Here is a 26,784-nt window from a genome sequence, read left to right on the forward strand (position 1 = left end):
AACGCGGTGTCGCTCGCCTTCGTCGACGGGCACTCGCTGCGCACCTACCGCCATGCGCCGAACACCGGCTCGCGCAAGTCGTGGGCCGCCGGCGACGCGACCTCGCGCGCGGTGCGCCTCGCCCTGATCGCGAAGACCGGCGAGATGGGCTATCCGTCGGTGCTCACCGCGAAGACCTGGGGCTTCTACGACGTGCTGTTCAAGGGCAACGAATTCAGCTTCCAGCGTCCGTACGGCTCGTACGTGATGGAAAACGTGCTGTTCAAGATCTCGTTTCCGGCCGAGTTCCATTCGCAGACCGCCGTCGAAGCGGCCATGACGCTGCACGCCCGGCTCGCGGCAACGGGCCGGCGCGTCGAAGACATCAAAAAGATCACGATTCGCACGCACGAAGCGGCGATCCGCATCATCGACAAGAAGGGGCCGCTCGACAATCCGGCCGATCGCGATCACTGCATCCAGTACATGGTGGCCGTGCCGCTGATCTTCGGGCGCCTGACGGCAGCCGACTACGAAGACGCGATCGCGCGGGACCCGCGCATCGACGCGCTGCGCGCGAAGATCGAATGCGTCGAAGATGCGCAATACACGATGGATTATCACGACCCCGACAAGCGTTCTATTGCGAACGCCTTGACCATCGAATTCAACGACGGCTCGACGCTCGACGAAGTGGCGGTCGAGTATCCGATCGGCCACAAGCGCCGCCGCGCCGACGGCATCCCCTTGCTCGTCGAGAAATTCCGCACGAATCTGGCGCGGCGTTTCCCGGCAAAGCAGCAGCAGGCGATTCTCGATGTGTCGCTCGATCAGGCAAAGCTCGAAGCGATGCCGGTCAATGAATACGTCGATCTGTACGTCATCTAGTTCAGAAACGTAGCAACGTCATTTCCTCGAACCCCAGGAAAAAACCATGGCCCACAACCTCCACAAAACACTCAAGGAATTCGACAGCGGTTCCGGCAAAGGCAAGTATTATTCGCTGCCGCAACTTGGCAAGGCACTGAACGTCAAGATCGAGCGACTGCCGGTCTCGATCCGTATCGTGCTGGAATCGGTGCTGCGTAACTACGACGGCAAGAAGATCACCGAAGAACACATCGAGCAACTGGCGACCTGGAAGCCGAACGCCGCGCGCGTCGACGAAATTCCGTTCGTCGTGTCGCGTGTCGTGCTGCAGGACTTTACCGGCGTGCCGCTGCTCGCCGATATCGCCGCGATGCGCGGCGTGGCCCAGCGCTCGGGCAAGAACCCGAAGTCGATCGAGCCGCTCGTGCCGGTCGACCTCGTCGTCGACCACTCGGTGCAGATCGACCACTTCCGCGAGAAGGACGCGCTCGACCTCAACATGAAGCTGGAATTCAAGCGCAATAACGAGCGCTACCAGTTCATGAAGTGGGGCATGCAGGCATTCGACACGTTCAAGGTCGTGCCGCCGGGCGTCGGCATCGTTCACCAGGTGAACCTCGAATACCTCGCGCGCGGCGTGCACAAGAAGAGCGACAACGGCGATACGCTCTACTACCCGGATTCGCTGGTCGGCACCGACAGCCACACGACGATGATCAACGGCATCGGCGTGGTCGGCTGGGGCGTCGGCGGCATCGAGGCCGAAGCGGGCATGCTCGGCCAGCCCGTGTACTTCCTGACGCCCGACGTGGTCGGCGTGCAGCTGTCGGGCAAGCTCCGCGAAGGCGTGACCGCTACCGACCTCGTGCTGACCATCACCGAAATGCTGCGTAAGGCGAAGGTGGTCGGCAAGTTCGTCGAGTTCTTCGGCGAAGGCACGCGTTCGCTGTCCGTGCCGGACCGCGCAACGATCGGCAATATGGCGCCGGAATACGGCGCGACGATGGGCTTCTTCCCCGTCGACGAAAAGACCATCGACTTCTTCAAGGGCACGGGCCGCACCGATGCGGAAATCGCGGCCTTCGAAAAGTACTTCAAGGCGCAGGAGCTGTTCGGCGTCGCCGGCGAAGGCGAAATCGACTTCACCACGGTGCTGAAGCTCGACCTCGGTACGGTTGCTCCGTCGCTCGCCGGCCCGAAGCGTCCGCAAGACCGCATCGAAATCGGCAACGTGCAGTCGACCTTCAGGGACCTGTTCTCGAAGCCGGTCGGCGAAAACGGCTTCGCGAAGAAGGCGGCCGACCTCGACGCCGAATACACGACCACCAATGGCGTGAAAGTGAAGAACGGCGACATCCTCATCGCCGCGATCACGTCTTGCACGAACACGTCGAACCCGAGCGTGCTGCTCGCCGCCGGCCTGCTCGCGAAGAAGGCTGTCGAAGCGGGCCTCACGGTCGCGCCGCACATCAAGACGTCGCTCGCGCCGGGATCGCGTATCGTCACCGAGTACCTGACGAAGACGAACCTGCTGCAATATCTCGACAAGCTCGGCTTCACGCTCGCCGCGTACGGCTGCACGACCTGTATCGGCAACGCCGGCGACCTCACGCCGGAACTGAACGAAGCGATCACGAAGAACGACATCGTCGCGGCAGCTGTGCTGTCGGGCAACCGTAACTTCGAAGCGCGTATCCACCCGAACATTCGCGCGAACTTCCTCGCGTCGCCGCCGCTCGTCGTCGCGTACGCGATCGCCGGCAACATCACGCGCGACCTGATGACCGAGCCGGTCGGCAAGGGCAAGGGCGGCAAGGACATCTACCTCGGCGACATCTGGCCGACGAGCGACGAAGTCAATGCGCTGCTCAAGTACGCGCTCGACGCCGACGCGTTCCGCTCGAACTACTCGCAGCTCACGAAGAAGGGCGACCTGTGGAGCAAGATCGAAGGCGCCGAAGGCCAGGTCTACGACTGGCCGAAGTCGACCTACATCGCGGAGCCGCCGTTCTTCGGCGACCACTTCTCGATGGAGCCGTCGTCGAGCATCGCTGCTGTCAAGGGCGGCCGTGCGCTCGGCGTGTTCGGCGACTCGGTGACGACCGACCACATCAGCCCGGCCGGCTCGATCAAGGAAGACTCGCCGGCCGGCAAGTGGCTGAAGGAAAACGGCGTGCAGAAGGCCGACTTCAACAGCTACGGCTCGCGTCGCGGCAACCATGACGTGATGATGCGCGGCACTTTCGCAAACGTGCGGATCAAGAACCTGATGATCCCGGCGAAGCCGGACGGCACGCGCGTCGAAGGCGGTCTGACGATTCATCAGCCGAGCGGCGAACAGATGTTCATCTACGACGCCGCGATGAAGTACATCGACGAAGGCACGCCGACGTTCGTGTTCGCCGGCGAAGAGTACGGCACGGGCTCATCGCGCGACTGGGCCGCGAAGGGCACGCAACTGCTCGGCGTGAAGGTCGTCGTGGCGCGCAGCTTCGAGCGGATCCACCGTTCGAATCTGGTCGGCATGGGCGTGCTGCCGCTGCAGTTCAAGGGCGCGGACAGCATCCAGTCGCTTGGCATCACCGGCGAAGAGACGTACGACGTCGAAGGCCTCAACGACGACTTCAAGCCGCAGCAGGAAGTCACGCTCGTGATCCATCGCAAGGATGGCGAAACGAAACGCGTGCCGGTGCTGCTGCGTATCGATACGCCGATCGAAGTCGACTACTACAAGCACGGCGGGATTCTGCCGTTCGTGCTGCGTTCGTTGCTCGCCGCCTAAGCGCTTGCGAGCAACCCGCCTGCGTTTTGCAGGTGCTGCGCCTTCGCAAGAGGGCGCGGCAACTTTAGAAGCCCAGCGCTGCTGGGCTTTTTTTATGGCTCGGCGACGGATCGGCGCATGGTTCGGCGAAGATTCGTCGCAGGCAGGCGTCGAGTGTATCGAGACCGGCCGGCTTCGGCAGTATCGCGGCGAAGAGCGCGAGCGGCACGACGGTGCCGGCGATCGCTCCCATCGAATCCGGTGTTGCGGCTGCTTCGGCTCTTTCGGCTCTTTCGCCCGTCATCAGCACGACCGGCGTCGTGCCCGACGGTTCGCGGTTCTTTCGGCGAATCCGCCTCGCGAGCTCGACGCCGCTCCCACCGGGCATATGCAAGTCGGTAATCACCAGGTCGAAGCATTGCCGCGTCATCGCGGCCAGCGCGCCGTCGACGTCGGGGGCGACGATGCTGCCATAGCCGAGCACGTCGAGTTGCCGCGCAACGACTCTGCGGTTGATCTCGTTGTCGTCGACCACGAGCACGAGACGCTGCGCCGCAGCGGCAACGCGACGCGGCGCTGGCACGACGGCGTACGCACGCGGCCGCTTGACGCGCGTGTCATGGCTCACGCTGTGCAACGCGCACACGCGCTGAACCGCGCTCCACGAGAGCGGGTTCACCGACAGCGTGAACCGGCCTGCGATCTCGCGCAATCCGCCTGGCACAAATGCCTGGGATACCGCAATGAATCGACTCGCGCACGATGGCTCGGGCAGTGGCGCATGCTCATCGGCAAACCAGAGTTCGACGTGCTCGGGCGCGGGCATCCCCGCCGGCACGACATCGACTCCGAGCCTGTCGAGCAGATCGCTCAGCGCGACGCGCTCGTCGCGCGCGTCCAGGTCGACGACGGCCGTGCGACGGCCGCGTTCCGACGGCAGACGCGCGAGACGGTCGACCGTAAACGGCGCATGGAACGCGACGCATACGCCGAACGTCGCGCTATGGCCGATCTCGATGTCGCCGCCCATGCGCCGCGCGAGCACACGGCACAGTGCAAGGTCCCGATCGCCCAATGAGCCCACGCCGGCGGGTCGATCGCCGTCGACGTTCTCGACGCATGCGTGAACATCGGATTTCAACGCACTTGCCTGCCCGTCATCGCTGACGCCGATGAATACCTGCTGCGCGCCCGCGTTCAAGGTTTCGCCGCGGGCAGCGAGCGTGAGCCGGCCCGCGCCGACCGAATCGATCGCCGCAGCGAGCAGATTGAACACGATCTGGCCGATGCGCGCGCGGTCGGCCAGCACCGATGCAGCCACCGACCGGTCGATGCACACGCGCAATTGGATGCCTTTTGCCGCGGCATGAGGCGCGAGCAGCACGACCGCACCGTCGATCGCGCCGCGCAGATCGACCGGTGTTTCGTCGAGCACGATTGCACGCGCGTCGACCGGCGAGGAATCCAATCCGTCGCGAACTGCCTGGGCGAACGTCGCAAGCGCCGATCGGACCACCTGCGCAACGGGCGTGGCGGCAAACGGCGCGGACCGGCCCGCCGCCTGGCTATCCGCTTGTGCTTCCGCCTCGTTCAGCATGTCGACGAGCGCCTGTGCCGGACCGCACGCGATACGCTGCGCGCGCTCAGCGACGCGTGCGCGTTCCAGTTCGGCGGCAGCTCTGCGCCGCCGCGTGTCGGTCTGCATATTTTCGATATGCGCGTGTTGAACGGCAGCGGCGCTATGCAACCGGGCAAACGCTTCCTCGTAGCTGCGCGCGCGGCGCACGGCTGCGGCGAGTACCGCGCGTGAACGCGACAACGCGATCAACGCCGACACCACGATGCCGGTCGCCGGAGCGCCAAGCAACGCAAACGCACAGATCGAAGCAAGCGACGCCGGATGCTGCGCCACGCCCGAACGCGCGGCCTCGCCCAAGCGCCGCACGCGAGGCCACGCGCCCGCGCCAATGACGGTTTCACTCATCGTTTCCAGTTCAGACCCAGGTTCAGTCGATCAGCTTGTGATGCGTCGCGAACTCGATCATGCCGGCAAGCGATGACAAGCCCAGTTTCTCGCGCAACCGGCTTTTATATGTGCTGACCGTTTTATCGGATAGATATAGCCTCGTGGCGATGTCCTTATTGCTGACGCCGCGCGCCAGATATTGCAGTACTTCGACTTCGCGCGGAGACAGGCACTCGAGGCCTGCGTCGCGATTCGCGTTGCACGCTTCGACAGGAAAGCAGTCATAACCGAGCAATACCGTGCGTACTGCGGTCAGCAATTCGCCGAGTTCACGGCCTTTGCTGACGTAACCATTCGCGCCGGCAAGCCGGGTATGACCGGCCATCACATGTTCCGGTTTTGCCGACAAAACCAGTAAGCGGATGGTTTCGCTTTGCGCGCGAATTCGGCGGACCATCGAAAGACCATCGAGTTTTGGTAAATCGAGGTCAAGAATGGCGAGGTCGGGCGTTTCAGAAAGAATCATTTTCAGGCCGCCTTCGCCGTCTCCACATTCGCCGATGACCTGCATTTCCGGATCTGTGGCGAGCATACTTGCCACCGTACCTCGCACCATCGGGTGGTCATCGACAATGACGATTCTCTTCATTAACAGCCCTCATTTACCGAGGATTGAATTTTTGGATCCGAGCTGAATCGGGTGGATAAATCAGCAAAATCAGGTACGATTATATCAATCCTATATCGTCTGGATTCCTTATCGTAAAGTGCGAGATATCTGTATTGCCCGTATGATTTTTCCTACAAACCGGCTTAAAAACTGACACTTCCAATTATGATCATGCCGCGCTCCAGCATTATGGTTGTCGACGATCATCCCGCAATGCGTCTCGCACTGCGCCAGGTGTTCAGCAAAACCGGCGAATTCGACGTCGTCGCCGAAGCGGCAACCGCCGTGCAAGCGCTGCAAATGAGCGAGACCGCCGCACCACAACTCGCGATCGTCGATTTGCGGCTGCCGGATCTCGACGGCATCGAGCTGATCCTGTCGCTGCGCAAGGCACGGCCAGAGATGCGCATTCTCGTGTTCTCGTCCGCGGACGAACGCATTCATGCGTCGCATGCCAAAGAGGCCGGCGCGCATGGCTTCGTCAGCAAGGCACGCGAGCCCGATGAACTCGTCGACAGCGCGCGCCTCGTCCTTTCGGACTTCACCTGTTTCGCAACCGAAACGCAAAGAAAGCGCGGCGCCGTGCTTTCCGAGCGCGAAACGGCCGTGTTGCGAATGCTGATCGGCGGCACCAGCAATGTCGACGTCGCAAAGGCTCTGGGCATCAGCCCGAAGACGGTCAGTACCTACAAGACACGACTGTTGCGCAAGCTCGCGCTGCGCACCGTCATCGACCTCGTCGAATGGGCGAAGTCGAATGGCATCCGGCACTAGGCGCCGCGGCTGGTCCGATCTGATCGGAGAGGGACCAGCCGATTTGCGGGAGGCGCTGATCGAAAGCACGCATGCGGATCTGCGAGAGGCGCTCGAAGCGCTATGCGCACGCGACTTCGAGCGCGCCGAATTTATTGCGCATCGAATGAAGGGAACGGCCCGGCTGTTGGATGTTCATGCAACGATTGTTGCGTGCATCGCGCTCGAGACACAGTGCCGGCAGCGCGATGACGCACGGTCGCGCACGGCGTTGTCGCAACTCGAGCGCAGCTTCGACGCTGCGTTCCAGGCACTCGACGCACCCGCACAGTCGATCGACCCAACGCGTTCGTCTGAATCGGATACCTGAACGATTTGCAAACACGGGGCGAGTCAACGCAGCTGTGCGTCACGCGCGGTACTGCATCGTACATGGCAAAGCGGCCGCCGCACCGTTTTCGTGCGGGGCCGCATCATCTGCGCGGAAGCGCCTTGAGCCGGCCTCGGCTTTAATCGCCGGGCTGCTGTGCACCGCTCGCCGGACCCGAACGCGTGAAGTTCATTTCCACACGGCGATTTGGCGCAAGACACTCGATCAGCTGTTCGCGATTGCGCTCGTCGCACTGCACGACCGGGTCCGCCTTACCGTGACCGCGCGCGGTCATCGGCACGCTGATACCGCCCCTCTGCAGGTAGTGCCGCACGGTATCGGCGCGCTTCTTCGACAGTTCCCGGTTGTACGCGTCGCTGCCGAGCCGGTCGGTATAGCCGTCGATCCCGATGCTCCTCACGTCGTCGACCTGCTTCAGATCGTCGATCAGCTGGTCGAGCCGCGCGCGTCCGTCCGGCAGCATGCCGGCTGCATCGCCGCGATCGAAGCGGAATGTCGTGTCGCCGCGCAGCGTGATCTTCGGTTCGATCTTCGGCGTCGACACCACCGGCGGCGGCTTGCACGCCTCGAGCGCCGCGCTGATACCGGACAGCGTCTGCGTCACGCGATCGACGCGTTGTGCGCTGTCGCTGAAGTCGCGCGTCCACGCTTCGTGACCCGCGTGGATCATCTCGACTTCGGAACACGCCGTCAGCCGCTGCGCCTCGATACATGTCGGAAACTCCGGCGCGCTTTTCGCGGCCAGGATTTTCTGCCACACGTCGGGCCGCACGACCGTCGCCGTGCGCAACTCGGGATTCTCCGCCGAGAGGTTGTTGCCGGTTTCGAGCGATGTCGTGAGCCGGTCCGCTTCACGCAGCGCCTCCTCGACAAAGCCCCAGTGATTGAAGTGGCCGCGCTCCTGCCGTGCGGCATCGGCCCAGCATTGCGCCTTCGCGCCGAAATAATTGTCCTTGCGTGCACCGAGCGCCTGCAGCCGCTGCTGCACAGCATCGGCCATCTTGCGATTGTCGGCGCCACGGTAGGTATCGAGCCATTGCGGCGTCGCCGCGCCGGCTGCGGCGTCCTGCGCCGCGCCGAATCCGGTCTGCAGGACCGTCGCGTTCTGCACCTGCAACTGATCGCGTGTCGCCGACGCCGAGCATCCGGCAAGCAACGCCGCGCACGCGAGGGTGATCAATGAATACTTCATGTTTGTGTTCCATCAGGAATGGGCCGCGCGGATTTCCCGCGCAGCCCGGTCAGCTACACCGAGGTACCGGTCTCAAATCGATGCTTCGTGGGCTGGCTAGTTGCCGAACACGATGCCGACACCGGCGCGCACGATCGTGCTGTTGCCGCCAGCGCTCGAGACGCCGAGGTTGTAGTTGATGGTGCCCTTCTCGTTCCAGCGCGACACGCCAAGGCCGAGCGCCGCCGTGCCGCGGTAGCCGGCGACGCCCGCGTTCAGCGTCGTGCGGCCCGGCAGATACGGCGTGACGATGTTCAGCGCGGACGCCGCTGCAATACCGCGGCGATTGTCGCGATCCATGTCGTTGAGACGGCTCTGGATACCGTTGACCGCGCCGCTCAACTGTCCCACGTTGACCGCATCGGTCGGCGCCGAGCCGGCTGCGACGTTCGTGATCTGACGTTCCGCGCCCGCCGCGCCAACCGACACCGTGTTGTCGCGATCGGCAACGGAGTTCGCGCCGAGTGCGACCGCGTTGGTCGCAGGAGCGGATGCCTGGACCCCGAGCGCGACGGACTGGTCGCCGCCGGTCACCGTGCGCGCGCCGATCGCGATTGCGGCGGTGCCCGATGCGATCGAACCGTTGCCGATGGCGATGGCGTCGGTACCGGTAGCGGAGCCGGTCGGCAGATCGTTGGTCCGCGGGCCGGAGTTATTGTTGTTCGTGTCGATCCTGTCCGTCACGTAGGTCGTCACATACGACTGCATCTGGCCCAGATTCACCGCATCGAACGGATCGACGGCGTCGGCCACGTTTTTCAGCTGCGTCGGCGAACCGCCTGCATTGAACGTCACGCTCGCCTTCGACGCGTTGTCGTACGCGACGAACGAGTTCGTCACGACGCCGTTCGGATCGACGTTGAGGCCGGCCGCTTTCAGCTGCTTGAGGTTGACCGCTTCGAGGTCGGTTTTCGCGTCGGCGACATTGCCGAGCGTGACGGGCGGGCTGCCGTTGACGCCGCCGAGCGTGACCTTGTCGCGCGCCGAGGTATCGTAGACAACAGGGTTCACGTTCGGGCCCACGTCGGAGCTGGCGATATAGGCATTGACCTCATCGAACGCGCTTCCGACGTTGTTGTATGTCTTGCCGTTGACCGAATACTTCGGCTTCGACACCTTGCCATCCGCGCCTACCGCCGCGCCGCCACCCAACGCGCTCGCAATCGAATCCGCCGTGCCATACAACTGCGCACCGTTGATCGCATCGCCGCTCGATACGGACACCGCGCCCGCCGCAAGGTTGGTCAGCGTGACCGGCGCGCTGGCACTGGTGCCGCCGAGCGTCACGCGGTTGTGCGAGGTCGTGTCGTACTTAACCGCCTCCGCGTCGCTGACGACGTCCCCCGAACCCATGGTCGCGGCCTTTGCAATCGCCGAACCCACGTCCGTGTATGTCTGTCCGTCGAGCGTGTACGTGGGCTTTTTCACCGCGCCGGAAGCATCGAGACCCGCACTGCCGCCCAACGCCGCAAGCACGCCTTGCAGTTGGCTCACGTTCACCGCATCGTAGTTTCCGGTGCCGGCCGCCACGTTGACGATCTGTCGCTGCAACGCCGCGCTGCCGACCGAAATCACATTTACCCGATCCGCCTGCGAGCCCGCGCCCAGCGCGACCGCGCCCGGCTTGCTGGCAACCGTCGACGAGCCGAGGGCCAGCGTATCCTTGCTTTCGGCAGCCGCGAGGTAGCCGATCGCAACGGAGTTTTCGGCATCGAAGCCCGTCGTCGCGCTCGCGCCGATGGCCGTCGTGTTGACGCCGAGCGCGCCCGCTTTCGCCCCGACCGCCGTCGAAGCGGTGCGCAGGGCGCCCGCAGCCGCACCGACCGCCAGCGCATTCGGTCCGGTTGCCGCCGACGATGGTCCGACCGCCATCGCATTCTGATCGTCCGACGCGCGCGTATCGACGCCCGGCGTCGTATTCGAACTCACCGCGATATAGTCGGTCACCGACTTTGTCGCGCCGAGCAGCATCGACTGCACGCCCGCCGTCTTCACCACCTTCTTCTCGAGCGCCGACAACTGGCCGACCGTCGCCGCATCCGTCGCATCGATGCCGTCCGCAACATGGGTCAGCCGCCGTTGCACCGTCGAATTGCCGAACGATACGACGTTCGTCGCGTCGGTCATCGAACCGGTGCCGATCGCAATCGAGTTGTCGTGCAGCGCCTGGGCGTTCTTGCCGAACGCAATCGAATCGGCATTGCGCGCTTTTGCCTCACTGCCGAACGCCATCGATCCATCGCGATCGGCCACGGCGCTGTAACCGATCGCGACGCTGCCTTTGCCCTCCGTCGTCGCCGCGCCGGGCCCGATCGAGACCGATCTGTCGGCACGCGCCAACGCGCCGCTGCCGACCGCCACCGCGCTGCCGCCGGACGCCTTTGCTTCGGGAACCGAAGGATCGTCATTCGGCGCGGCCACGCTGATGTACTTCGTCGCCGACGTCACATCCGAATTGATCGTGTCGACGGTATAGCCAACGGCCGCAAGCGCGGAGCCGACGTCGTTATAGGTCTTGCCGCTGATGTTGTACGCGGGCGCCTTGATCTTGCCGTCCGCCCCCGCAATCGCACCGCCGCCCAGCGCAGCCGCCGCGCTCGTCGCCGTGTTGAACAGCTGCGAGCCGTTCACCGCGTCGCGGCTCGCCGCGGCAATCTGGCCCGCGCCGACGTTTTTCAGCGCAACGGTCGCCACGGCCGCCGTGCCGCCGAGCGTCACCGCGTCGTGCGACGTCGAGTCGTACAACACGGAATTCGCAAGACTCGCCGACGAACTCGCAGCGACCGCGGACTTCAGCTGGCTCACGTTGACCGCGTCGGTACTGGCCGCACCCGCCGCGACGTTCGTCACGCGGCGTTCCTTGCCGACCGAACCGACCGAGACCTCGCCGATCGCCGTCGTGCCCGAAAGCTCCAGCGAGCCGGGCTGGTAGGCGGGCGTGTTCAGATTCGAAACCGTCAACGCATTCGAGCCGAGCGCAACCGAATTCGCACTCGTTGCGCGGGCATTGCCGCCGATCGCAATCGAATCCGTGCCCGTCGCCGTCGCCGCATCGAGCGTCGAGTTCGCGCTGAAGTATTTGATGCCGCTGCCGTTCGTGATGTTGTTCACGACGTTGGTCAGGTTCGTCACGTTGCCCGTGACGTTCGCGACGTTCTGGTTCGTCTCGAACAACTGGCTGCCGTTCACCGCGTCAGTGCTCGACGCGCTCAGCGTGCCCGCCGCGAGCCGCGTGATCTTCGTGCCGTCCGTGCCCTTCAGCGTGATCGTGGCGCGCGTCGCATCGTCGTACGCGACGAATGCGTTCGTCACATGGCCGCTCGTGTCGATGCTTGCGCCCATGTCCTTCAACTGCTTGACGTTGACCGCGTCGTTGTTCGCCTTGCCGTCCGCAACGTTGGCAACCGTCACCGGCACCGATGCGGTCTTGCCGCCGAGCGTGACGCGCGTTTTCGACGTGTCGTCGTACGAGACGAACGAGCCCGTCACGCCGCCCGTCGAATCGAAGCTCGCGCCCATGTCCTTCAGCTGCTTCAGGTTGATCGCGTCGGTATCCGCCGTGCCTGCCGCAAGATTGGCGATCTGCCGTTCCGCGCCGGCCGCACCGACCGACACTGTATTCGCGCGATCGGCAAGCGCGTTCGAGCCGAGCGCAACCGAGCCATTCGCCGTCGCACGCGCGTTGCCGCCGATTGCGACCGTATCCGCACCGGTTGCCGACGAATCGGCCAGCGTCGAATTCGCGTGGAAGTACTTGACGCCATTGCCGCCGTTCGTGATGTTGTTCACGACGTTGGTCAGGTTCGTCACGTTGCCCGCCACGTTCGAAACGTTCTGGTTCGTCTGGAACAGTTGCGCGCCGTTGACCGCATCGGTGCTGCCTGCACTCAGACTGGCGGCGGCAAGACCCGTGATCTTCGTGCCGCCGCTGCCTTTCAGCGTCACCTGCTGTTTCGTCGAATCGTCGTATGCGACAAAGCCGCCGTTCACGTTGCCGCCGCTATCGAAGCTCGCACCGAGATCCTTGAGCTGCTTGACGTTGACCGCGTCATTGTCCGATTTGCCGTCCGCGACGTTCGCGAGCGTCACACGCTTCGTCGCGCTCGTGCCGCCGAGCGTGACCTTGTCGCGCGCGGTCGTATCGTATTTGACGGCGTCGGCCGCGCCCGCACCCGATATCGCCGCCGCCGCGATCGCCGAGCCGACATCGGAGTACGTCTGCGTACCCACCGTATACGCCGGCTGTTTTATCGTGCCGTCGGCGTTCACGTCTGCGCCGCCGCCGAGCGCGGTCGTTACGCCTTTTAACTGATCGACGTTGACCGCGTCGTACCGCATCGTGCCCGCCGCGACATTGACGATCTGCCGCTGCTTCGTGCCGTTGCCGACCGACACGGAGTTTGCGCGATCCGCAACCGAGCCCGCGCCGAGCGCGACCGCGCTCGACGCCCCGACCGTCGCGCCCTTACCCAGTGCCACGCCGTTGTCGGCCGCGGCCCACGTCACGGCATTCGTGCCGACCGCTATCGAACTCGTGCCGTTTGCGATCGACGATGTGCCGAGTGCGAGCGTATCCTCGGTTTCCGCACTAGCCAGATAACCGATCGCCACGCTGTTCTTCGCATCGAAGCCCGTCGTCGCGCCGACGCCGACCACCGTCGCGTTGATGGCAAGCGCCCCCGCTTTCGAGCCGACCGCCGTCGAGCCCGTGCGCAGCGCGCCTGCACCGGCGCCGACCGCCAATGCGTTCGGACCGGTCGCCGCCGAAGTGGGGCCAACGGCCATTGCATTCAGATCGTCCGAGGCGCGCGTCGCGGCGCCGGGCGTCGTATTCGGACTCACCGCAATGTAGTCCGTCACGGCCGACGCGCCGAGCAGCGTCATCGATTTCAGGCCTGTATTTTGTCTGTTCAGTTGCTGCTGCAGCGCCGTCAACTGACCGACCGTGGCCGCGTCCGTCGCATTGATGCCGGCCGACACGTTCGTCAGGCGCTTCTCGCCGCCGGTATGCCCGAACGAAACGGTATTGGCCTCATACGCCTGGGCGCCCGAGCCGATCGCGACCGCGTCGTCGAACTGCGAACGCGCGCCCGTGCCGATCGCGAGGCTGCGACTGCCGGCCGCGAACGCGCCGCCGCCGATCGCGGTCGTCTCGCTGCCAAGCGACATCGACTCGCTCGCGTTCGACACCACCTTCACGTACTTCGCGGTGACCTGCACATCCTTGCCGACCGCGCCGATCGCGTTCATCGCGGAGCCAACGTCGTTGTATGTCGTGCCCGAAATCGTAAACGTCGGCGACGTCACCGTGCCGTCCTGCTGCACGGTCGATCCCGCTCCGATCACCTTCGCGACGCTGTTGGCGGTCGCGAACAGCTGGCTGCCGTTCACCGCATCCTTGCTGCCCGCTTCGAGCCGCCCCGACGCGAGATTCGTCAGTTGCACCGGCATCGATGCGTCGACACCGCCGAGCGTCACCTTGTCGTGCGCGCTCGTATCGTAGGTCACGCCGTTCGCCGAGCCGGAGCCGATCTTCGCGTTGACCGCCGATAGCGCCGAACCGACGTTGCTATAGGTCGCGCCGTCGAGCGTGTACGACGCCGACACTCGGCCGTCCGCGCCGACCGTCGACGAACCGCCGAGCGCGCCCGCTACGCTCGACGACGCCTGATAGAGCTGCGCGCCATTGACCGCATCGCTGCTCGATGCGGTCACCGCGCCGGCGGCCAGATTCGTCAGGGCGACCGGCGCGCCTGCGCTCGTGCCGCCAAGCGTCACCTTCGTATGTGACGATCCGTCGTATTTCACCGCGTCCGAAGCGCTGCCGCCGCCGTTGGTTGCAAGCGCATCGATTGCGGAACCGACGTTGTGATAGGTCTTGCCGGCAACGGTGTACGACGGCGGCGTAATCGATCCGTCGGCCGTTTGGGCGTTCGCATTGCCGCCCAGCGCCTCCGCCGTGCTTTGCGCAAGTGCGCCGACGCCTTTGCCGAAGTCCTGAAAGCCCTGGTTCGTCGCCGCCGCGAGCGCGAACATCTGCGAACCGTTGACGGCGTCCGTGCTGTTCTGCGTGATCGCGCCCGCGGCGAGATTCTTGACCGTCACCGGCTGCGAGGCGCTGATACCGCCTAGTGTCAGCGACGTGCGCGCCGAACTGTCGTATTGCACGAGATTCGGCACGCCGCCCGTTATGGCGCTCTGCACCGTCGTGTTGAGCTGCTTCAGGTTGACCGCGTCGGTATCGTTGGTGCCGGCCGCGAGGTTCGTCAGTTGACGCTCGAGGCCGGGACTGCCGATCGACACCGTGTTCGCGCGATCCGCGCGCGAGTTGGAGCCGATCGCCACTGTGTTGTAGGCAAGTGCCGTCGAGTTGCCGCCGATCGCGACCGATTCGCTGCCGCCCGCGGTCGAATCGGCGAGCGCCGATTTCGCGTGGAAAAATTTCAGATCGGTCGTATCCGGCGGCGGGGGCGGTGTCACGCTGCCGCCGCCATCGATGCTCGCGATCGCCGCGTTCAGCTGGTTGACGTTGACCGCATCGGTCCCTGCGCTACCCGCGGCAACGTTGACGATTTGCCGCTCGGCGCCCTGCTTGCCGACCGATACCGTATTGGCGCGCGTCGACACCGACTCGTAGCCGAGCGCCACCGAGTTGCGCGCGAGCGCCGATGCATGCGCGCCGAGCGCCGTCGACGAATCCGCCGAGGCAAGCGCCTGTCCGCCAAGCGCGGATGCAAAGGCGCTCGTAGCCTGCGCTTCGCCGCCCAGTGCGACCGCGCCATTGAGGCCATTCGCCAGCGCGTTGCCGCCGAGCGCGATGTTTTGCGCTCCGTTCGCGCGCGCGCCGCCACCGATCGAAATCGCATCCGTGCCGCTTGCCGACGACTCGGACAGCGACGAGTTCACATGGAAGTACTTGAGGTTGTTCCGGTCATACGTGTACGCATAGGCATCCGCTGCATTGACGCCGTTATAGGTGATGTTCGTCGTATTGCCGCCGCCGTCGGCGCCGCCGCAGAAGAACAGGAAACAGAACCAGTCGTTGGTCGGCTTTGGCGTGGCCGCGCCGCTCACGCCGTTCGTGCCGTTCGTGCTCGCCAGATTCGCCGGCACCTTCGGCACCACCCCGGTATCGGCCGCATAGGCCAGGCCGACCGCCCCGAACGTGGCGGCCGACGCGACCACTGCCGAAGCGATATTGCGCGCGCGGCGATTCGATTTCTTGCCGGCGACCCGTGCGGTTTCCGCTGCCGCGACATAAGTACCCGTAGACTCATTCCAGACTGACTTGTAAGCCCTATTCATTCCTCTTGCCTTCTCACAATTAAATTGATGGATCTCTCGTGCGTGCGCATTTGAATGGCGACAGACGGCTTTCGATAAAGCCTGACGATCGGATTTAATCGATCAGATCAGACCTTCTCGCGAGGTCAATTTAGCTTTGCAAGGGAAACAAAAAAATCAGGGAAGTTTGCGCGTGCGTAGGGTTTTTCCGAAAACGTGAAGAGAAAAAGGAATTCGGACAAGCGACACAAAGCGATGAACGCAAGCATCTGTTTGATTTTTATATAGTTATTACGTGCACACCGATGTCGAACAGGTTGCGGCGTTAAAGTTTAGGAAAAGGTCAGCTCATGCCAGGAAGTTTCCTGGACTTCAACGCTTTCCGTTTCTATATACTGAGTCGCGACGCAATCGAATAAATAAATATCGCCGGTCGCGTCGAAAATGCTCAATACCGATTTAAAGCCTGTTTGCTTTTTAAAAATTCCATTATTTCTTTTATTCTTTATGATCGACTTCATCAAACTTCCGGTTCGCCGCGGAAAAGTCCGGCAATTCGGTCAGGGTATGACCGAATACATCATCATCGTCGCGTTGATCGCGGTCTCGGCGATTGCCGTGTATGCATCGTTCGGCAAGACGATTCGCACGCAGACAGTCGGACTTGCGCATGAGATGTCCGGTACGGATTCGACAACTGATGTTAATAACGCGAAGGACGCTGCCGCCAGGGCACGGGACGATGCGGCCAAAGACAAAGGTATGGGCGCATACGGAAACAGCGGCAATAAGGACGCAGGCACGGGAGACAAATAACGCCTGACGCTTCCAGTCCATCATGCAACGCTCTGCCCGCAAGGGCAGGGCCAGATTCGCCGGCACACGTGGGCAGGCGCTGGTCCCTGCCCTTCTCTTTCTGCTGGTCGGCGGCATCGGTCTTTATGTCGCATTCGGCTCGTTCCAGATGACCGGCGCGAAGATCAAACTGCAAAACACCGCCGACGCAGCCGCTTATAGCGCTGCCGTGCTGCAGGCACGCGACTACAACTTCGCGGCCTATACGAATCGCGCGATGGTCGCAAACCAGGTGACCGCGGCGCAAGTCGTCGCGCTGAAGTCGTGGATCGACGAACTCGATGCGACGTATGCCGGCAATCCCGATACCGAAGACCTGATTCAGACGGCGGCCGCCCATCCATCGTTATGGACCACGCCGAACCGGCGGGGACGCCTCGACATCGCCCCCGTGCGCAACGCACTCGACGCCTTGCTGCCGACGCTCGCGCAAGGCATCGGCTCGATCACGCGCGCGCTCAGCGACGCGCAGACCGGTTATCACATGGCCCTCATCACCGCGATTCCCGAGACCGCGGATGCGGTCGCGCGTCGCAACCAGTCCGACACGCATGTGACATCCGGCTATTTCACGAGCGAACGCAACGCCGTACAGCTCATTGCGTGGCAATCCTATACGACCAGCGTCACGCCGGCCGGCAAGCTCGATAACGATCATTTCGCCAATGTCGTAACCGATGCGCAGACGCTAGATGGCTTCGTCAAGCGGCGCGTGTCGTCGCGCAGTGTCGCACCCGACTATCAGCAACTCGACGATCAGGCGTCCGCGACGTGCCGGCCTGCCGGACGCATCACGATCAATGTCACGCATGTCGGCGGCACGCAGTTGCGCACCGACAAGAAAGGCTGGCAATCGATCGACGCGAGCACCGCGCACATCATCACGCCCTGCACGGGTCCCGTCGATACGATCGCCGGTCATGGCGGTAGCACGAACGGCAATACGCGCGGCTATATGACGAACCCGCCTTTCGTCTCGTGGAGCGACTGGAAGGGCTACGGCGGCTATTACAACTTCGGCGACCACACGAGCCCGACACCGGGCCTGCTGATTCCCGACGCAATGGCGCAACAGTTCACGCTCGGACCCGGCCCGTCTCTCGATGCGAACAACGGGGGCCTCCTGCCTTACGAGGACATCGCCGGCAACCCGACCGCCGAAGACGCGCCGCGCATCACGATTGAAGTCGAACGCGAGGCGGACACGCTGAACAGCACGCCGGGGCCGAGCGGCGCGGCGCGGATGCAAGTCGACAACGGCAGTGCGCACGGTGTGATGCGCGCGCTCGCCAGTGCTCAGGCGTACTTCGTGCGGCCCGCGGAAGATCCGTTCGGTGCGTCGACAAGCGGCGCGCTATTGCATGCGAGCGAATGGCTGCGCGCGGACGGCAAGCGCGAATATCCGAGCATGTTCAGTCCTTTCTGGCAGGTGCGGCTCGCACCGGTCACCGATAGCGAGCGAGCCGCCGCGCGCGAAGCGCAGATGCCGCACGATACGCCCGCAGCGAGCCGCCGATGATGTCTCACACGAGAACACGCGCGAACCTGCGCACCGCCGACAAAGGCCAGGCGATGGTGGAATTTCTCGTTGTCACGATGTTCGCCATCGGCGTGCTGTTTATCGCGCTCGCGATGCTCGGCAAGTTCAGCGACATCCGCAACAAGACGCTACTCGGGGCGCGCTATGCAGCGTGGGAGCGTTCAGTATGGCTCGACGTCGAGACCGAAGCATCCTCCGATAGTGCGCGCGGCGAACACGACTGGTTCGCCGCATACGGCAGCGGCGCATTGCAGTTGACAAAAGGCGATGCCGCGATCCAACGCGAATTCATACAGCGGACCATCGCGGCAAACGGCGCACCGCTGCTCGGCACCGATCGCGACGCGGAGCGCCTGCCCGCGGCCAGCCAGGCCATGTGGCGCGACCACAGCGGCGCGCCATTGCTTGCCGCCGCACAGGATGTCGTCGCATCGACCGGCGCGGAGCCAATCGCGGCGGCAGCGCTCGCCTCGTACACCGACGCGCCCTATGGAAGCGTGCGTACGGCAAACGGCGCGAGGTACCGTGCAGCACTCGAACTGCCGACGCGCAATTTGCAGTCGGGCACGGTGAGCGTCGCAATCGGCAAACAAAGCGATGCACTGAAGCGCCTATGGCCGACATTCGACGGGCTCACGTTGACCGACACCAATGCGCTGCTAACCAACACATGGTTGCCCGAAGGGGCGGCGAGCGGGCGCGCCCTTTTCACGCGCGCTGTTCCGGCCGCCAATGCAGAGCTGGTTCCGTCTGACCAGTACCTGCGTCTGCGGCGCTATGCGCCGGAAATCGATACGCTCGAGTTCGGCCGCGTGCGCGACGAAGTCGTGCCGAACGATCGCCTTGCTCCATGAAGCAGACGTCATTTCCCATGTGTTTCCTGATTCAGCCGCTGTCGCGCCGCGTGACGAACCGGCTCGGCCTTTGCGCCGCGCTTCTGTGCGCACCGTTGCCGCACGCGGCGGCGGCACAGTGCGAGCGGATCCCGGTTCAACCCGAACGCGTCCAGGTTATCGGCCACGACATGCTGATCGACGGCATTCCGACGACGGTTTTCGATCTGCAGTTCACCGGGTCGGCCCACGAGGTATCCGACGCGTTCCGCGCGTTCTGGACGCGCGAAGGCGTACCGGCGAAAGCGCGTCTCGAATCGTCGGGTCTGCTGCTCAGCGCGCTCGACGGCCCCTGCCACTATGTGCTGCAGGTCGCCCCCGTGCGCGAAGGTCCGCACGCGAAAGGCCTGATGAGCGTCATGCGTCTCGCCGGAGGCGATACGACGCACCACATCCCCGACGCAGCGATACCGCTGCCGCCAGGCGCAACGCGCGTCTCGGACGTCGAAAGCCGCGACCCGGGACAGTCCGGACGCACATCGATCGTGCGCGTTACCGGCGATGCGGCGCAACAGGCGCGGCGTTATAGCGACATGCTCGCGGCGCAAGGCTGGAGCGCAATTGCGATCGCGCCCGCTTATGCCGTAAGCGGCACGGCGAACGGCGCCGACGATGGCGCGATCGACGGTGCCCAGCAGGTTGCCGGTACCGCCATCGCGATGCAGCGCGGCAGCGACCGCATCGACGCCGTCTTCTCCGGCGGCAGCGGCAACGGCGCCACGCAAGCCGTCATTCACCTAACGAGGATTCGTTGACATGCAACGACATCATTGCTTCCGCGGAGACCGGTCCAGCCGTACCGGCCGCGCCGCGCTGCCCTGCCGGCAATACGGTCAGGCCGGCGCCGAGTATCTCGTCGTCGCGAGTGCACTCGTGCTCGCGCTGCTGTACGGCTCCGAACTGCCGCCGGTCGCCGCGCTGATCGCCGCGCTCAAATCGTATTTCGGCGCATACAGCTTCGCGCTCTCGCTTCCCTGATGCATCTGCATCCATTCGATTCGTCATGCTCAAGAAAATCAGATTTCGTTCGTTATTCGGCAACGCGTGGGTCGTGCTGTTCTTCGCGGTGTCGATTGCCGCGCTGTTAACTTTCTTCGTCTATCACTATCTGGCCGACCGCGAAGCGCGGCTCAAAGCCGAGATGTCCGGCAGACGGACACGCGCCGGCGTGGCGGTGGTCGTGCCGAATCGCGACGTGCCGGCCGGCACGCCGCTCTCGAGCAGCGACTTCGTCTCGCGCGACATCGCCCCCGACCTCGTCTATGACGACATGATTCGCGTCGCGGACTTCGACGCCTATCGCGCATCGAAGCTCGTGCGTCCCGTCCTGCATGGCCGGCCGTTGCGAACCGCCGATATCGACGCGTTGCGCGGACGCGATTTCTCCGACATCCTGCCCGTCGGACAGCGGGCGCTCACGCTCGAGATCGACACGGTCAACTCGACTGCCTCGATGCTGCGGCCCGGTAATCGCGTCGACGTCTACTGGGTCGGCATGAGTCTCGATGCCGCAGCCGGCACGTCGCGTCAGCCCGACGAACGCAGGATCGTCCGGTTGCTGATGCCCGACGTGCTGATTCTCGCGACTGGGCAGGACGTGCGCCCGCGCAGCGCCGACGGTCCACAAGGCAACGCCGCCGGTCCACAAGGCAGCGCCGACGGCGGCCGCGCGAACACGAACTACAGCACCGTCACCGTGCAGGTGCCGTCGGCGGACGCGGCCCGGCTTGTGCTCGCGCAGCGCGTCGGCACACTGCGTCTGATCTTGCGCAATAGCGACGACAAGCAAACGGAATTGCCCGTCAAGCTGGCCGAAAGCGATCTGTTCCCGTCCTCCGCGGCGACGTCGCGCGACGCATCGCTCGTCGAAATCATTACGGGCGGCGGCGCGTCCGGTTCGACGACACGCGTGTCCGGCTCCATGGCCGACGAACGCGCGCCGGCGATTGCCGCAACGCCGCGCCTGCCCGTTGCCGATGCGCCGCCTTCCGAACCGGCCGCCGCGCCCGCGAGCCTCTACGACGAGGCCAACGCAATCGCCCGGCAGCTTCAGCAACACAACTCGCGCAACGCGCCGAATTCGAACTAAAGCACCTCCACACACGCTTTGGATTTCAGATGAAAGTAAGTCACTGCATTGCGGCCAGCCGTACGACGTTGCGCCGCGCGTTCGTTCACCTCCTGCTCGGCACCACGTACGCACTGGCCGTCTACGGCGCCGCGCATGCCGCGGTCGACCCGGCGCCTGCCGCCACGCGCGATGTCGCGACCGATGCGGCCGTCGACGGCATGCTCGAGATGTATCGCGGCGAAGTGAGAATGCTCGACGTGCCCGGCACGATCAAACGTATCGCGATCGGCAACGGGAAGCTGATCACCGCCAACGTCGTCGACGGCAAGCTCATGCTGCTTGGCGAAAACGCCGGGATGACCTCGCTCGTCGTCTGGAACGGCAACGGCGTCGCGCTGCAGGCCACCGTGCGCATCGCGAAAAGCGACGTAACCGCGACCGCGGCGCAGTTGCGCAGCGTACTGGCCGCCGTACCGGGACTGCGCGTGCAGACGGTGGGGCCGAATATCGTGCTGGCGGGCGCCGTGCACCGCGATATGGCGCCCGTGGTCAAAGTCGCGATCGCCGACATGAACAACGTGATCGATACGACGACGATCGACGAAGGCGACGCGTTGAAAAAGACTGTCCACTTCAAGGTGCAGATCATGGAAATCACGCGCACGGGGCAACGCGAGCTCGGTATTGCGTGGGACAGCCAGTTCAACGGGCCGCAACTGACCGGTCAGGGGTTCGCGGGCAGCAGCGTACCGGGCGCGAACTTCTTTTTCGCTGGCCTCGCGAGCTCGCTGACCTCGCGCATCAACTTCGCGATCAACAAGGGCGACGCATATATTCTGGCCGCGCCTGAACTCAACGCGAAAAGCGGCGGCACGGCCACGTTTCTGGCCGGTGGGGAAGTGCCGATTCCCAAGGCCGGCGCGCTCGGCACCACCGATGTCGATTACAAGCCGTATGGGATCAAGCTAAAAATCAAGCCCGTCGTCGACGCGGACAACATCATCTCGGCGAACGTGCAGACCGAGATCAGTCAGATCGACCCGTCGGTTTCATACGGCGGCTTCCCGGGATTTCTCACACGCAGTGCGACGTCCGACATTTCGCTGCGCGCGGGCGAAACGATTGCGATCTCGGGACTCGTCAGCGCGGACGCACTCGATGCGTCCAACGGCATGCCGTTTCTCGCGCAGTTGCCGATCATCGGCCAGCTTTTTCGTTCGGACAGTTTTCGCTCGAAAAAAAGCGACCTCGTCATATTCGTGACGCCGCTTATTTCGGACCCGACGCGCGCGCCGAACACCGATCTGCTCGCGCGCTCGGACAAGGGCGCGAGTCTTTATCGCGAGCACTTCGGCAATCCGAGTCCGCTCGGCGATGCCGCGGGCCCGGCCCCAGCGCCGGCAGTACCGAACACGCACGGCGACGGACGAGCGCCTCTATCGATCATGCCTGGCGCGCCGGACGTTGCACCAGCGCCTGCACCGTTGACGCAGATCGAAGAACACGACGCGCGTTTGCCTACGGCGATAGTGACTCCGGTCAAGCCCGCGGACGAAATCGCGCCTCCGATAACAGGAGAAGCGCAAACGGAAATCCATTCCGCCACGCCAATCGGCCTCGCTGAAGCGACGTTGATACGCAACGCGCAACTGAGTGCATCCGACCTGCCCGCGGCGTCCACTGCGTCGATGCTGATACCCGCGGCGCCGGCAAACGAAAGCCACTGAGCGATTTCACGGAGCCCAATCATGCTGAAGCTGCAGATCCATACGCGAAACGCGCCGGTGCGGACGATCGAAATCGAACGCAGCTGTACGATCGGCAAGCGTCCCGACTGCGACGTGATCGTCAAAGGCATACTGATCGGCAAGGTCCATGCACGCCTCGTGCGCGAATACCATGCGTGGTATCTCGAGGATCACGGCGGGATTGTCGCCACGCTCGTCAATGGGTCGCCGGTGGTCCGCTATGGTCCGCTCAGCGAGACGGACCAGATCGAGATCGGCTCGACCGTGATCAGAATCGGTTCCGCCACACGGACGTCGGCACCCGCTTGCGCGGCCGGTGCGCAGCCGCCTGCAAGCAAACCGCTCGCCGAAGCCGATGCAACGCGCGCGGATGTGCCGGCTTCGTTCGCTGTCGACCATTCGCAAGCGACCGTGCATGCACCGGCAAGGCCCGCTGTTGCAGCGGAGCAGGCCGATATGCCCGGGCTCCCGACTCGCGGCCCGATAACGGGTGAGACGGGCGATGCGTCGAATGTGGGTAGTACGACGCGTGACGCGGCAGAGGCATCGATAACCGAACTCGCACGCAGACCGCCGTCATATGGAACGCGCGTTCCCGGTGCTTCTCCCTTTCCGGCGCCGCCGCTGGAAGCACCGCACGAACCGGTCTTGCCGCAACCGGCTACCACGCGCATCGGTGCGGCGGCGCCCTCGTCCCGTACTGAGCCTTCCGCTGCACAGCCCGCCGACGCAACCGCGCTCGCGTCGATCAACAGCGCGGCCGGCGTCGAACTGCGCAAGCTCGCGCATATGAAAGTGATCGCGGCGCTCGATCTTCGGCGTCTGAATGTGTCGCGGATGGCCGACGAAGAGTTGCGTACCACGGTGGGCGACGCACTCGATGAAATCCTCGCGAACGACCTGGCATTTCGTCGCAGCGATATCGATGTCAGAACGCTCAGAAAAAGCGTCTTCGACGAAATCATCGGGCTCGGCCCGCTCGAGGAACTGCTTGCCGACCCGGGCATCAGCGAAATCATGGTCAATTGCCACGATGAGATTTTCGTCGAACAGAACGGGCGCCTCGCCCGCTCGCCCGTGATCTTCACCGACGACCGGGCAGTGCTCGGCGCGATCGAACGGATCGTCGCACCGATCGGCCGGCGTATCGACGAAAGCTCGCCGATGGTCGACGCGCGGCTCAAGGACGGCTCGCGCGTCAACGCGGTCATCCCGCCGCTCGCACTGAAAGGACCTAGCATCACGATCCGCAAGTTCTCGCGCCGCACGCTGACCGGCGCCGATCTGATCGCGTTCGGGTCGATGTCGGCGGATATGCTCGAATTCCTGCAGACTGCCGTGCGCCAGCGCGCGAACATCGTGATTTCGGGCGGCACCGGTTCGGGAAAGACCACGCTGCTGAACGTACTGTCCGGCTATATTCCGGATGACGAACGGATCGTCACCGTCGAGGATGCGGCGGAACTGCAGCTCTCGCAGCCCAATCTCGTTTCGCTCGAAGCACGCCCAGCGAATATGGAAGGCAAAGGCGCGATCCCGATCCGCGACCTCGTGAGGAACTGTCTGCGGATGCGGCCGGACCGGATTGTCGTCGGCGAATGCCGCGGCGGCGAAGCGCTCGATATGCTGCAAGCCATGAACACCGGCCACGACGGCTCGCTCACCACCGCGCATGCGAACTCGCCGCGCGACTGCATTGCGCGCCTCGAAGTGATGACGCTGATGGCAGGCCTCGACCTTCCCGTTCAGGCGATTCGCGAACAGGTCTGTTCGGCCGTCGACATCATCGTCCAGCAATCGCGCTTTTCGTGCGGTTCCCGGCGCGTCACGCACATCACCGAAGTCAGCGGTATGGAATCGGGCGTGATCCAGTTGCAGGACGTGTTCGTGTTTCGCGAAGCGGGCTTCGGCGAGAACGGCCGGATTCAAGGCGATTTCGTCCCGACCGCTTACATACCCGACTTCTATCAGGACCTGTTACGCCGAAGCATTGCTGTGAACACAGACATCTTCACGCGCAACGAATGAAGGGATCGCCATGAACCTGATGGTCATTCTCGCAATGACGTTCGCCGGTACCCTCGCTTCGATCTGGCTGCTCGCGCGTGCCGGCAGTACCGCGCTCGCGCAGCGCACGCAAAGCGTCGCGCGCGATGTCGAACAGTCGCTCGCGGACGCATTCGTATTCGTGAACCGCCAGCGCGTGCTCGGATGGACCTTGCTTGCAATGCTGCTGTTGCCCTGCCTCGCATTCGTGCTGAGCGGCAGCGCGATCGTTGCGCTGGCAACGGTGCCGGCCGCGCTGACGGTTCCAAGGCGCTACCTCAAATGGATGCGGAACAGACGCTTTGCAACGCTCGAACGCCAGTTGCCCGATGCGCTGCTGATGCTGGCAGGCGCGCTGCGCGCCGGTGCGAGCTTTCCGATCGCGCTCGAAAGCACGGTCGCGGAAACCAGCGCGCCGATTTCGCAGGAACTCGAACTGCTGATGCGCGAAATCCGGCTCGGCATCGACCTCGACATCGCGATGCGCAACATCGAGGCGCGCATTCCCGTGCCCGACTTCCTGATGGTCACCGCGGCCGTCACCATTACGCGCGAAGTAGGCGGCAATCTCGCCGAAGCGCTCGAATCGGTCGCAAGAACACTGCAACAGAAGCTGCAAATGGAAGGCAAGATCAGGGCCCTCACGTCGCAAGGCCGTATGCAAGGCATCGTGATGACCTGTCTGCCGCTCTTTCTGATGGCGGTGCTGCGTTTCATGGAGCCGGCCGCCATGGCCCCGCTTTTCAGCGAGCCGATTGGATGGGGCACGCTCGCCGTGATCGCCGTGATGGAATTCCTCGGCTATCAGGCGATTTCCCGTATCACTCGCATCGACGTGTAAATCATGCTTGTCATTTCGATCATCGCCGGCGTGGGCATCACGCTGGCCAGTTTTCTTCTGCTGTGCTCGTTTCGCGATCTGGCGGGCGCGGTGCCGAACGAAGATCGTGCGTGGCTCGATCCGCTGCCGCCCTTGCTCAGAGTCGTCTGGCCGCTCGTGAACTTCGTTGCGCACCACGGTGCGCCGTACTTCAGTGCAGCACTTGTCGAACGCACTGAAACGCAATTGCGCCTGACGTCGCTATCGTTTCTGATGAACGCTCGGCAATTCATTGCGTTGTCGCTGATCTCTGCATCCAGCGCGGTGTTCGGCGGTTCGTTGCTGGCCGCCGCGGCCAACCTGCTCTGCTGGTGGATGCCTGCCGTCTTCGCCTTGCTCGGGTACGGTTATCCGCGTCTATGGATGCGCGAAGTGCGGCGGCGGCATATCGCCAGGATTCAGCGCCATCTGCCGATCTATCTCGACTTCCTGACGTTGGCCGTCGAAGCCGGGCTCAACATCAACGGCGCACTGCATAAAGCGGTCGAGAAAGGCCCTGATGGCGCATTGCGCCGCGAGCTGGAACACGTGCTGCGCGATCTGAAATCCGGGTTGAGCCGTACCGATGCGCTGCGGCGCTTCGACGAGCGTCAGCGCATCAAGGAAGTCTCGAACCTCGTCGGTGCGATCGTGCAGGCGGAGCGCATGGGCTCGGGCCTTGCGAAGACGCTGCGGTTCCAGTCCGAGCAGCGTCGTGCCGAGCGCTTCCAGCGTGCCGAAAAGCAGGCGATGGAAGCGCCCGTCAAGCTCGTGTGCCCGCTGCTGGTCTTTATTTTCCCGGTCACGTTTATCGTCCTCGGCTTTCCGATTGCGATGAAGTTCATTCAGGAGGGCCTGCTTTGAGAT

Annotated in this window: 18 protein-coding genes; 14 read left to right on the forward strand and 4 right to left on the reverse strand. The window is 63.9% G+C overall.

Going from position 1 to position 26,784, the window contains the following annotated elements; genetic code table 11:
* On the forward strand, positions 1 to 867 hold an 867-nt coding region (gene prpD / locus QYH69_RS14500; RefSeq protein WP_308832563.1), incomplete at its 5' end, for a 2-methylcitrate dehydratase.
* Positions 868 to 913: 46 nt separating this feature from the next.
* Positions 914 to 3,631, forward strand: a complete 2,718-nt coding sequence (gene acnA, locus QYH69_RS14505; protein ID WP_308832564.1) for an aconitate hydratase AcnA — start codon at positions 914 to 916, stop codon at positions 3,629 to 3,631.
* A 64-nt stretch (positions 3,632 to 3,695) separates the two neighbouring features.
* Here acnA and QYH69_RS14510 read toward each other — a convergent pair whose 3' ends face one another.
* Together QYH69_RS14510 and QYH69_RS14515 are read right to left on the reverse strand one after the other, a co-directional pair.
* Positions 3,696 to 5,594 (reverse strand): response regulator, encoded by a 1,899-nt coding sequence (locus QYH69_RS14510; RefSeq protein ID WP_308832565.1) that lies wholly within the window; start codon positions 5,592 to 5,594, stop codon positions 3,696 to 3,698.
* Between the two features lie 22 nt (positions 5,595 to 5,616).
* On the reverse strand, positions 5,617 to 6,225 hold the full coding sequence (locus QYH69_RS14515) for a response regulator transcription factor (protein ID WP_075159139.1): 609 nt from the start codon (positions 6,223 to 6,225) through the stop codon (positions 5,617 to 5,619).
* A 210-nt stretch (positions 6,226 to 6,435) separates the two neighbouring features.
* Between QYH69_RS14515 and QYH69_RS14520 the strand changes: the two genes are divergently transcribed.
* Positions 6,436 to 7,020 carry a response regulator transcription factor gene (locus tag QYH69_RS14520; RefSeq protein ID WP_308832720.1) on the forward strand — a complete coding sequence of 195 codons (585 nt, stop codon included), beginning with the start codon at positions 6,436 to 6,438 and terminating at the stop codon, positions 7,018 to 7,020.
* A complete protein-coding gene (locus QYH69_RS14525; RefSeq protein ID WP_308832566.1) occupies positions 7,004 to 7,369 on the forward strand; it encodes an Hpt domain-containing protein in 366 nt (121 codons plus the stop codon). The genes QYH69_RS14520 and QYH69_RS14525 overlap by 17 nt, the downstream gene beginning before the upstream one ends.
* A 139-nt stretch (positions 7,370 to 7,508) precedes the next feature.
* Here QYH69_RS14525 and QYH69_RS14530 read toward each other — a convergent pair whose 3' ends face one another.
* Positions 7,509 to 8,582: an OmpA family protein gene (locus QYH69_RS14530; protein WP_308832567.1), complete on the reverse strand. Its 1,074-nt coding sequence runs from the start codon at positions 8,580 to 8,582 to the stop codon at positions 7,509 to 7,511.
* Positions 8,583 to 8,678: 96 nt separating this feature from the next.
* Positions 8,679 to 15,926, reverse strand: coding sequence for a YadA-like family protein (locus tag QYH69_RS14535; protein ID WP_308832568.1), 7,248 nt, complete (start codon positions 15,924 to 15,926; stop codon positions 8,679 to 8,681).
* A 486-nt stretch (positions 15,927 to 16,412) separates the two neighbouring features.
* Here QYH69_RS14535 and QYH69_RS14540 point away from each other — a divergent pair, with 486 nt between their 5' ends.
* From QYH69_RS14540 to QYH69_RS14585, 10 genes are read left to right on the forward strand one after another with little or no spacing between them, the layout of a single operon-like run.
* Positions 16,413 to 16,721: a Flp family type IVb pilin gene (locus QYH69_RS14540; RefSeq protein ID WP_374992420.1), complete on the forward strand. Its 309-nt coding sequence runs from the start codon at positions 16,413 to 16,415 to the stop codon at positions 16,719 to 16,721.
* A 22-nt stretch (positions 16,722 to 16,743) separates the two neighbouring features.
* Positions 16,744 to 18,279 carry a hypothetical protein gene (locus tag QYH69_RS14545; protein WP_308832570.1) on the forward strand — a complete coding sequence of 512 codons (1,536 nt, stop codon included), beginning with the start codon at positions 16,744 to 16,746 and terminating at the stop codon, positions 18,277 to 18,279.
* Positions 18,276 to 19,154, forward strand: coding sequence for a hypothetical protein (locus QYH69_RS14550; protein WP_308832571.1), 879 nt, complete (start codon positions 18,276 to 18,278; stop codon positions 19,152 to 19,154). Before QYH69_RS14545 ends, QYH69_RS14550 begins: the two co-directional genes overlap by 4 nt.
* Positions 19,155 to 19,171: 17 nt before the next feature.
* Positions 19,172 to 19,948: a hypothetical protein gene (locus QYH69_RS14555; protein ID WP_308832572.1), complete on the forward strand. Its 777-nt coding sequence runs from the start codon at positions 19,172 to 19,174 to the stop codon at positions 19,946 to 19,948.
* A gap of 1 nt (position 19,949) precedes the next feature.
* Positions 19,950 to 20,171, forward strand: a complete 222-nt coding sequence (locus QYH69_RS14560) for a hypothetical protein (RefSeq protein ID WP_308832573.1) — start codon at positions 19,950 to 19,952, stop codon at positions 20,169 to 20,171.
* A 25-nt stretch (positions 20,172 to 20,196) separates the two neighbouring features.
* Entirely contained in the window at positions 20,197 to 21,282 is a 1,086-nt protein-coding gene (cpaB, locus tag QYH69_RS14565; protein ID WP_308832574.1) for a Flp pilus assembly protein CpaB, read from the forward strand.
* A 29-nt stretch (positions 21,283 to 21,311) separates the two neighbouring features.
* Positions 21,312 to 22,991 carry a pilus assembly protein N-terminal domain-containing protein gene (locus QYH69_RS14570; protein WP_308832575.1) on the forward strand — a complete coding sequence of 560 codons (1,680 nt, stop codon included), beginning with the start codon at positions 21,312 to 21,314 and terminating at the stop codon, positions 22,989 to 22,991.
* Between the two features lie 21 nt (positions 22,992 to 23,012).
* A complete protein-coding gene (locus QYH69_RS14575; RefSeq protein ID WP_308832576.1) occupies positions 23,013 to 25,040 on the forward strand; it encodes an ATPase, T2SS/T4P/T4SS family in 2,028 nt (675 codons plus the stop codon).
* Positions 25,041 to 25,050: 10 nt separating this feature from the next.
* Complete coding sequence (locus QYH69_RS14580; protein WP_308832577.1) at positions 25,051 to 25,899, forward strand: type II secretion system F family protein; 849 nt, start codon at positions 25,051 to 25,053, stop codon at positions 25,897 to 25,899.
* Between the two features lie 3 nt (positions 25,900 to 25,902).
* On the forward strand, positions 25,903 to 26,781 hold the full coding sequence (locus tag QYH69_RS14585) for a type II secretion system F family protein (protein WP_374992417.1): 879 nt from the start codon (positions 25,903 to 25,905) through the stop codon (positions 26,779 to 26,781).
* The last annotated feature ends 3 nt before the right edge of the window (positions 26,782 to 26,784 follow it).

Source organism: Paraburkholderia sp. SARCC-3016 (assembly GCF_031119615.1).
Lineage (GTDB): Bacteria > Pseudomonadota > Gammaproteobacteria > Burkholderiales > Burkholderiaceae > Paraburkholderia.

What these genes read in the sequence shown, in the direction of transcription:
- acnA (WP_308832564.1), top strand. Translation starts at nt 914, where the DNA reads ATGGCCCACAACCTCCACAAAACACTCAAGGAATTCGACAGCGGTTCC.
- QYH69_RS14510 (WP_308832565.1), bottom strand. Translation starts at nt 5,594, where the DNA reads ATGAGTGAAACCGTCATTGGCGCGGGCGCGTGGCCTCGCGTGCGGCGC.
- QYH69_RS14515 (WP_075159139.1), bottom strand. Translation starts at nt 6,225, where the DNA reads ATGAAGAGAATCGTCATTGTCGATGACCACCCGATGGTGCGAGGTACG.
- QYH69_RS14520 (WP_308832720.1), top strand. Translation starts at nt 6,436, where the DNA reads ATGGTTGTCGACGATCATCCCGCAATGCGTCTCGCACTGCGCCAGGTG.
- QYH69_RS14525 (WP_308832566.1), top strand. Translation starts at nt 7,004, where the DNA reads ATGGCATCCGGCACTAGGCGCCGCGGCTGGTCCGATCTGATCGGAGAG.
- QYH69_RS14530 (WP_308832567.1), bottom strand. Translation starts at nt 8,582, where the DNA reads ATGAAGTATTCATTGATCACCCTCGCGTGCGCGGCGTTGCTTGCCGGA.
- QYH69_RS14535 (WP_308832568.1), bottom strand. Translation starts at nt 15,926, where the DNA reads ATGAATAGGGCTTACAAGTCAGTCTGGAATGAGTCTACGGGTACTTAT.
- QYH69_RS14540 (WP_374992420.1), top strand. Translation starts at nt 16,413, where the DNA reads ATGATCGACTTCATCAAACTTCCGGTTCGCCGCGGAAAAGTCCGGCAA.
- QYH69_RS14545 (WP_308832570.1), top strand. Translation starts at nt 16,744, where the DNA reads ATGCAACGCTCTGCCCGCAAGGGCAGGGCCAGATTCGCCGGCACACGT.
- QYH69_RS14550 (WP_308832571.1), top strand. Translation starts at nt 18,276, where the DNA reads ATGATGTCTCACACGAGAACACGCGCGAACCTGCGCACCGCCGACAAA.
- QYH69_RS14555 (WP_308832572.1), top strand. Translation starts at nt 19,172, where the DNA reads ATGTGTTTCCTGATTCAGCCGCTGTCGCGCCGCGTGACGAACCGGCTC.
- QYH69_RS14560 (WP_308832573.1), top strand. Translation starts at nt 19,950, where the DNA reads ATGCAACGACATCATTGCTTCCGCGGAGACCGGTCCAGCCGTACCGGC.
- cpaB (WP_308832574.1), top strand. Translation starts at nt 20,197, where the DNA reads ATGCTCAAGAAAATCAGATTTCGTTCGTTATTCGGCAACGCGTGGGTC.
- QYH69_RS14570 (WP_308832575.1), top strand. Translation starts at nt 21,312, where the DNA reads ATGAAAGTAAGTCACTGCATTGCGGCCAGCCGTACGACGTTGCGCCGC.
- QYH69_RS14575 (WP_308832576.1), top strand. Translation starts at nt 23,013, where the DNA reads ATGCTGAAGCTGCAGATCCATACGCGAAACGCGCCGGTGCGGACGATC.
- QYH69_RS14580 (WP_308832577.1), top strand. Translation starts at nt 25,051, where the DNA reads ATGAACCTGATGGTCATTCTCGCAATGACGTTCGCCGGTACCCTCGCT.
- QYH69_RS14585 (WP_374992417.1), top strand. Translation starts at nt 25,903, where the DNA reads ATGCTTGTCATTTCGATCATCGCCGGCGTGGGCATCACGCTGGCCAGT.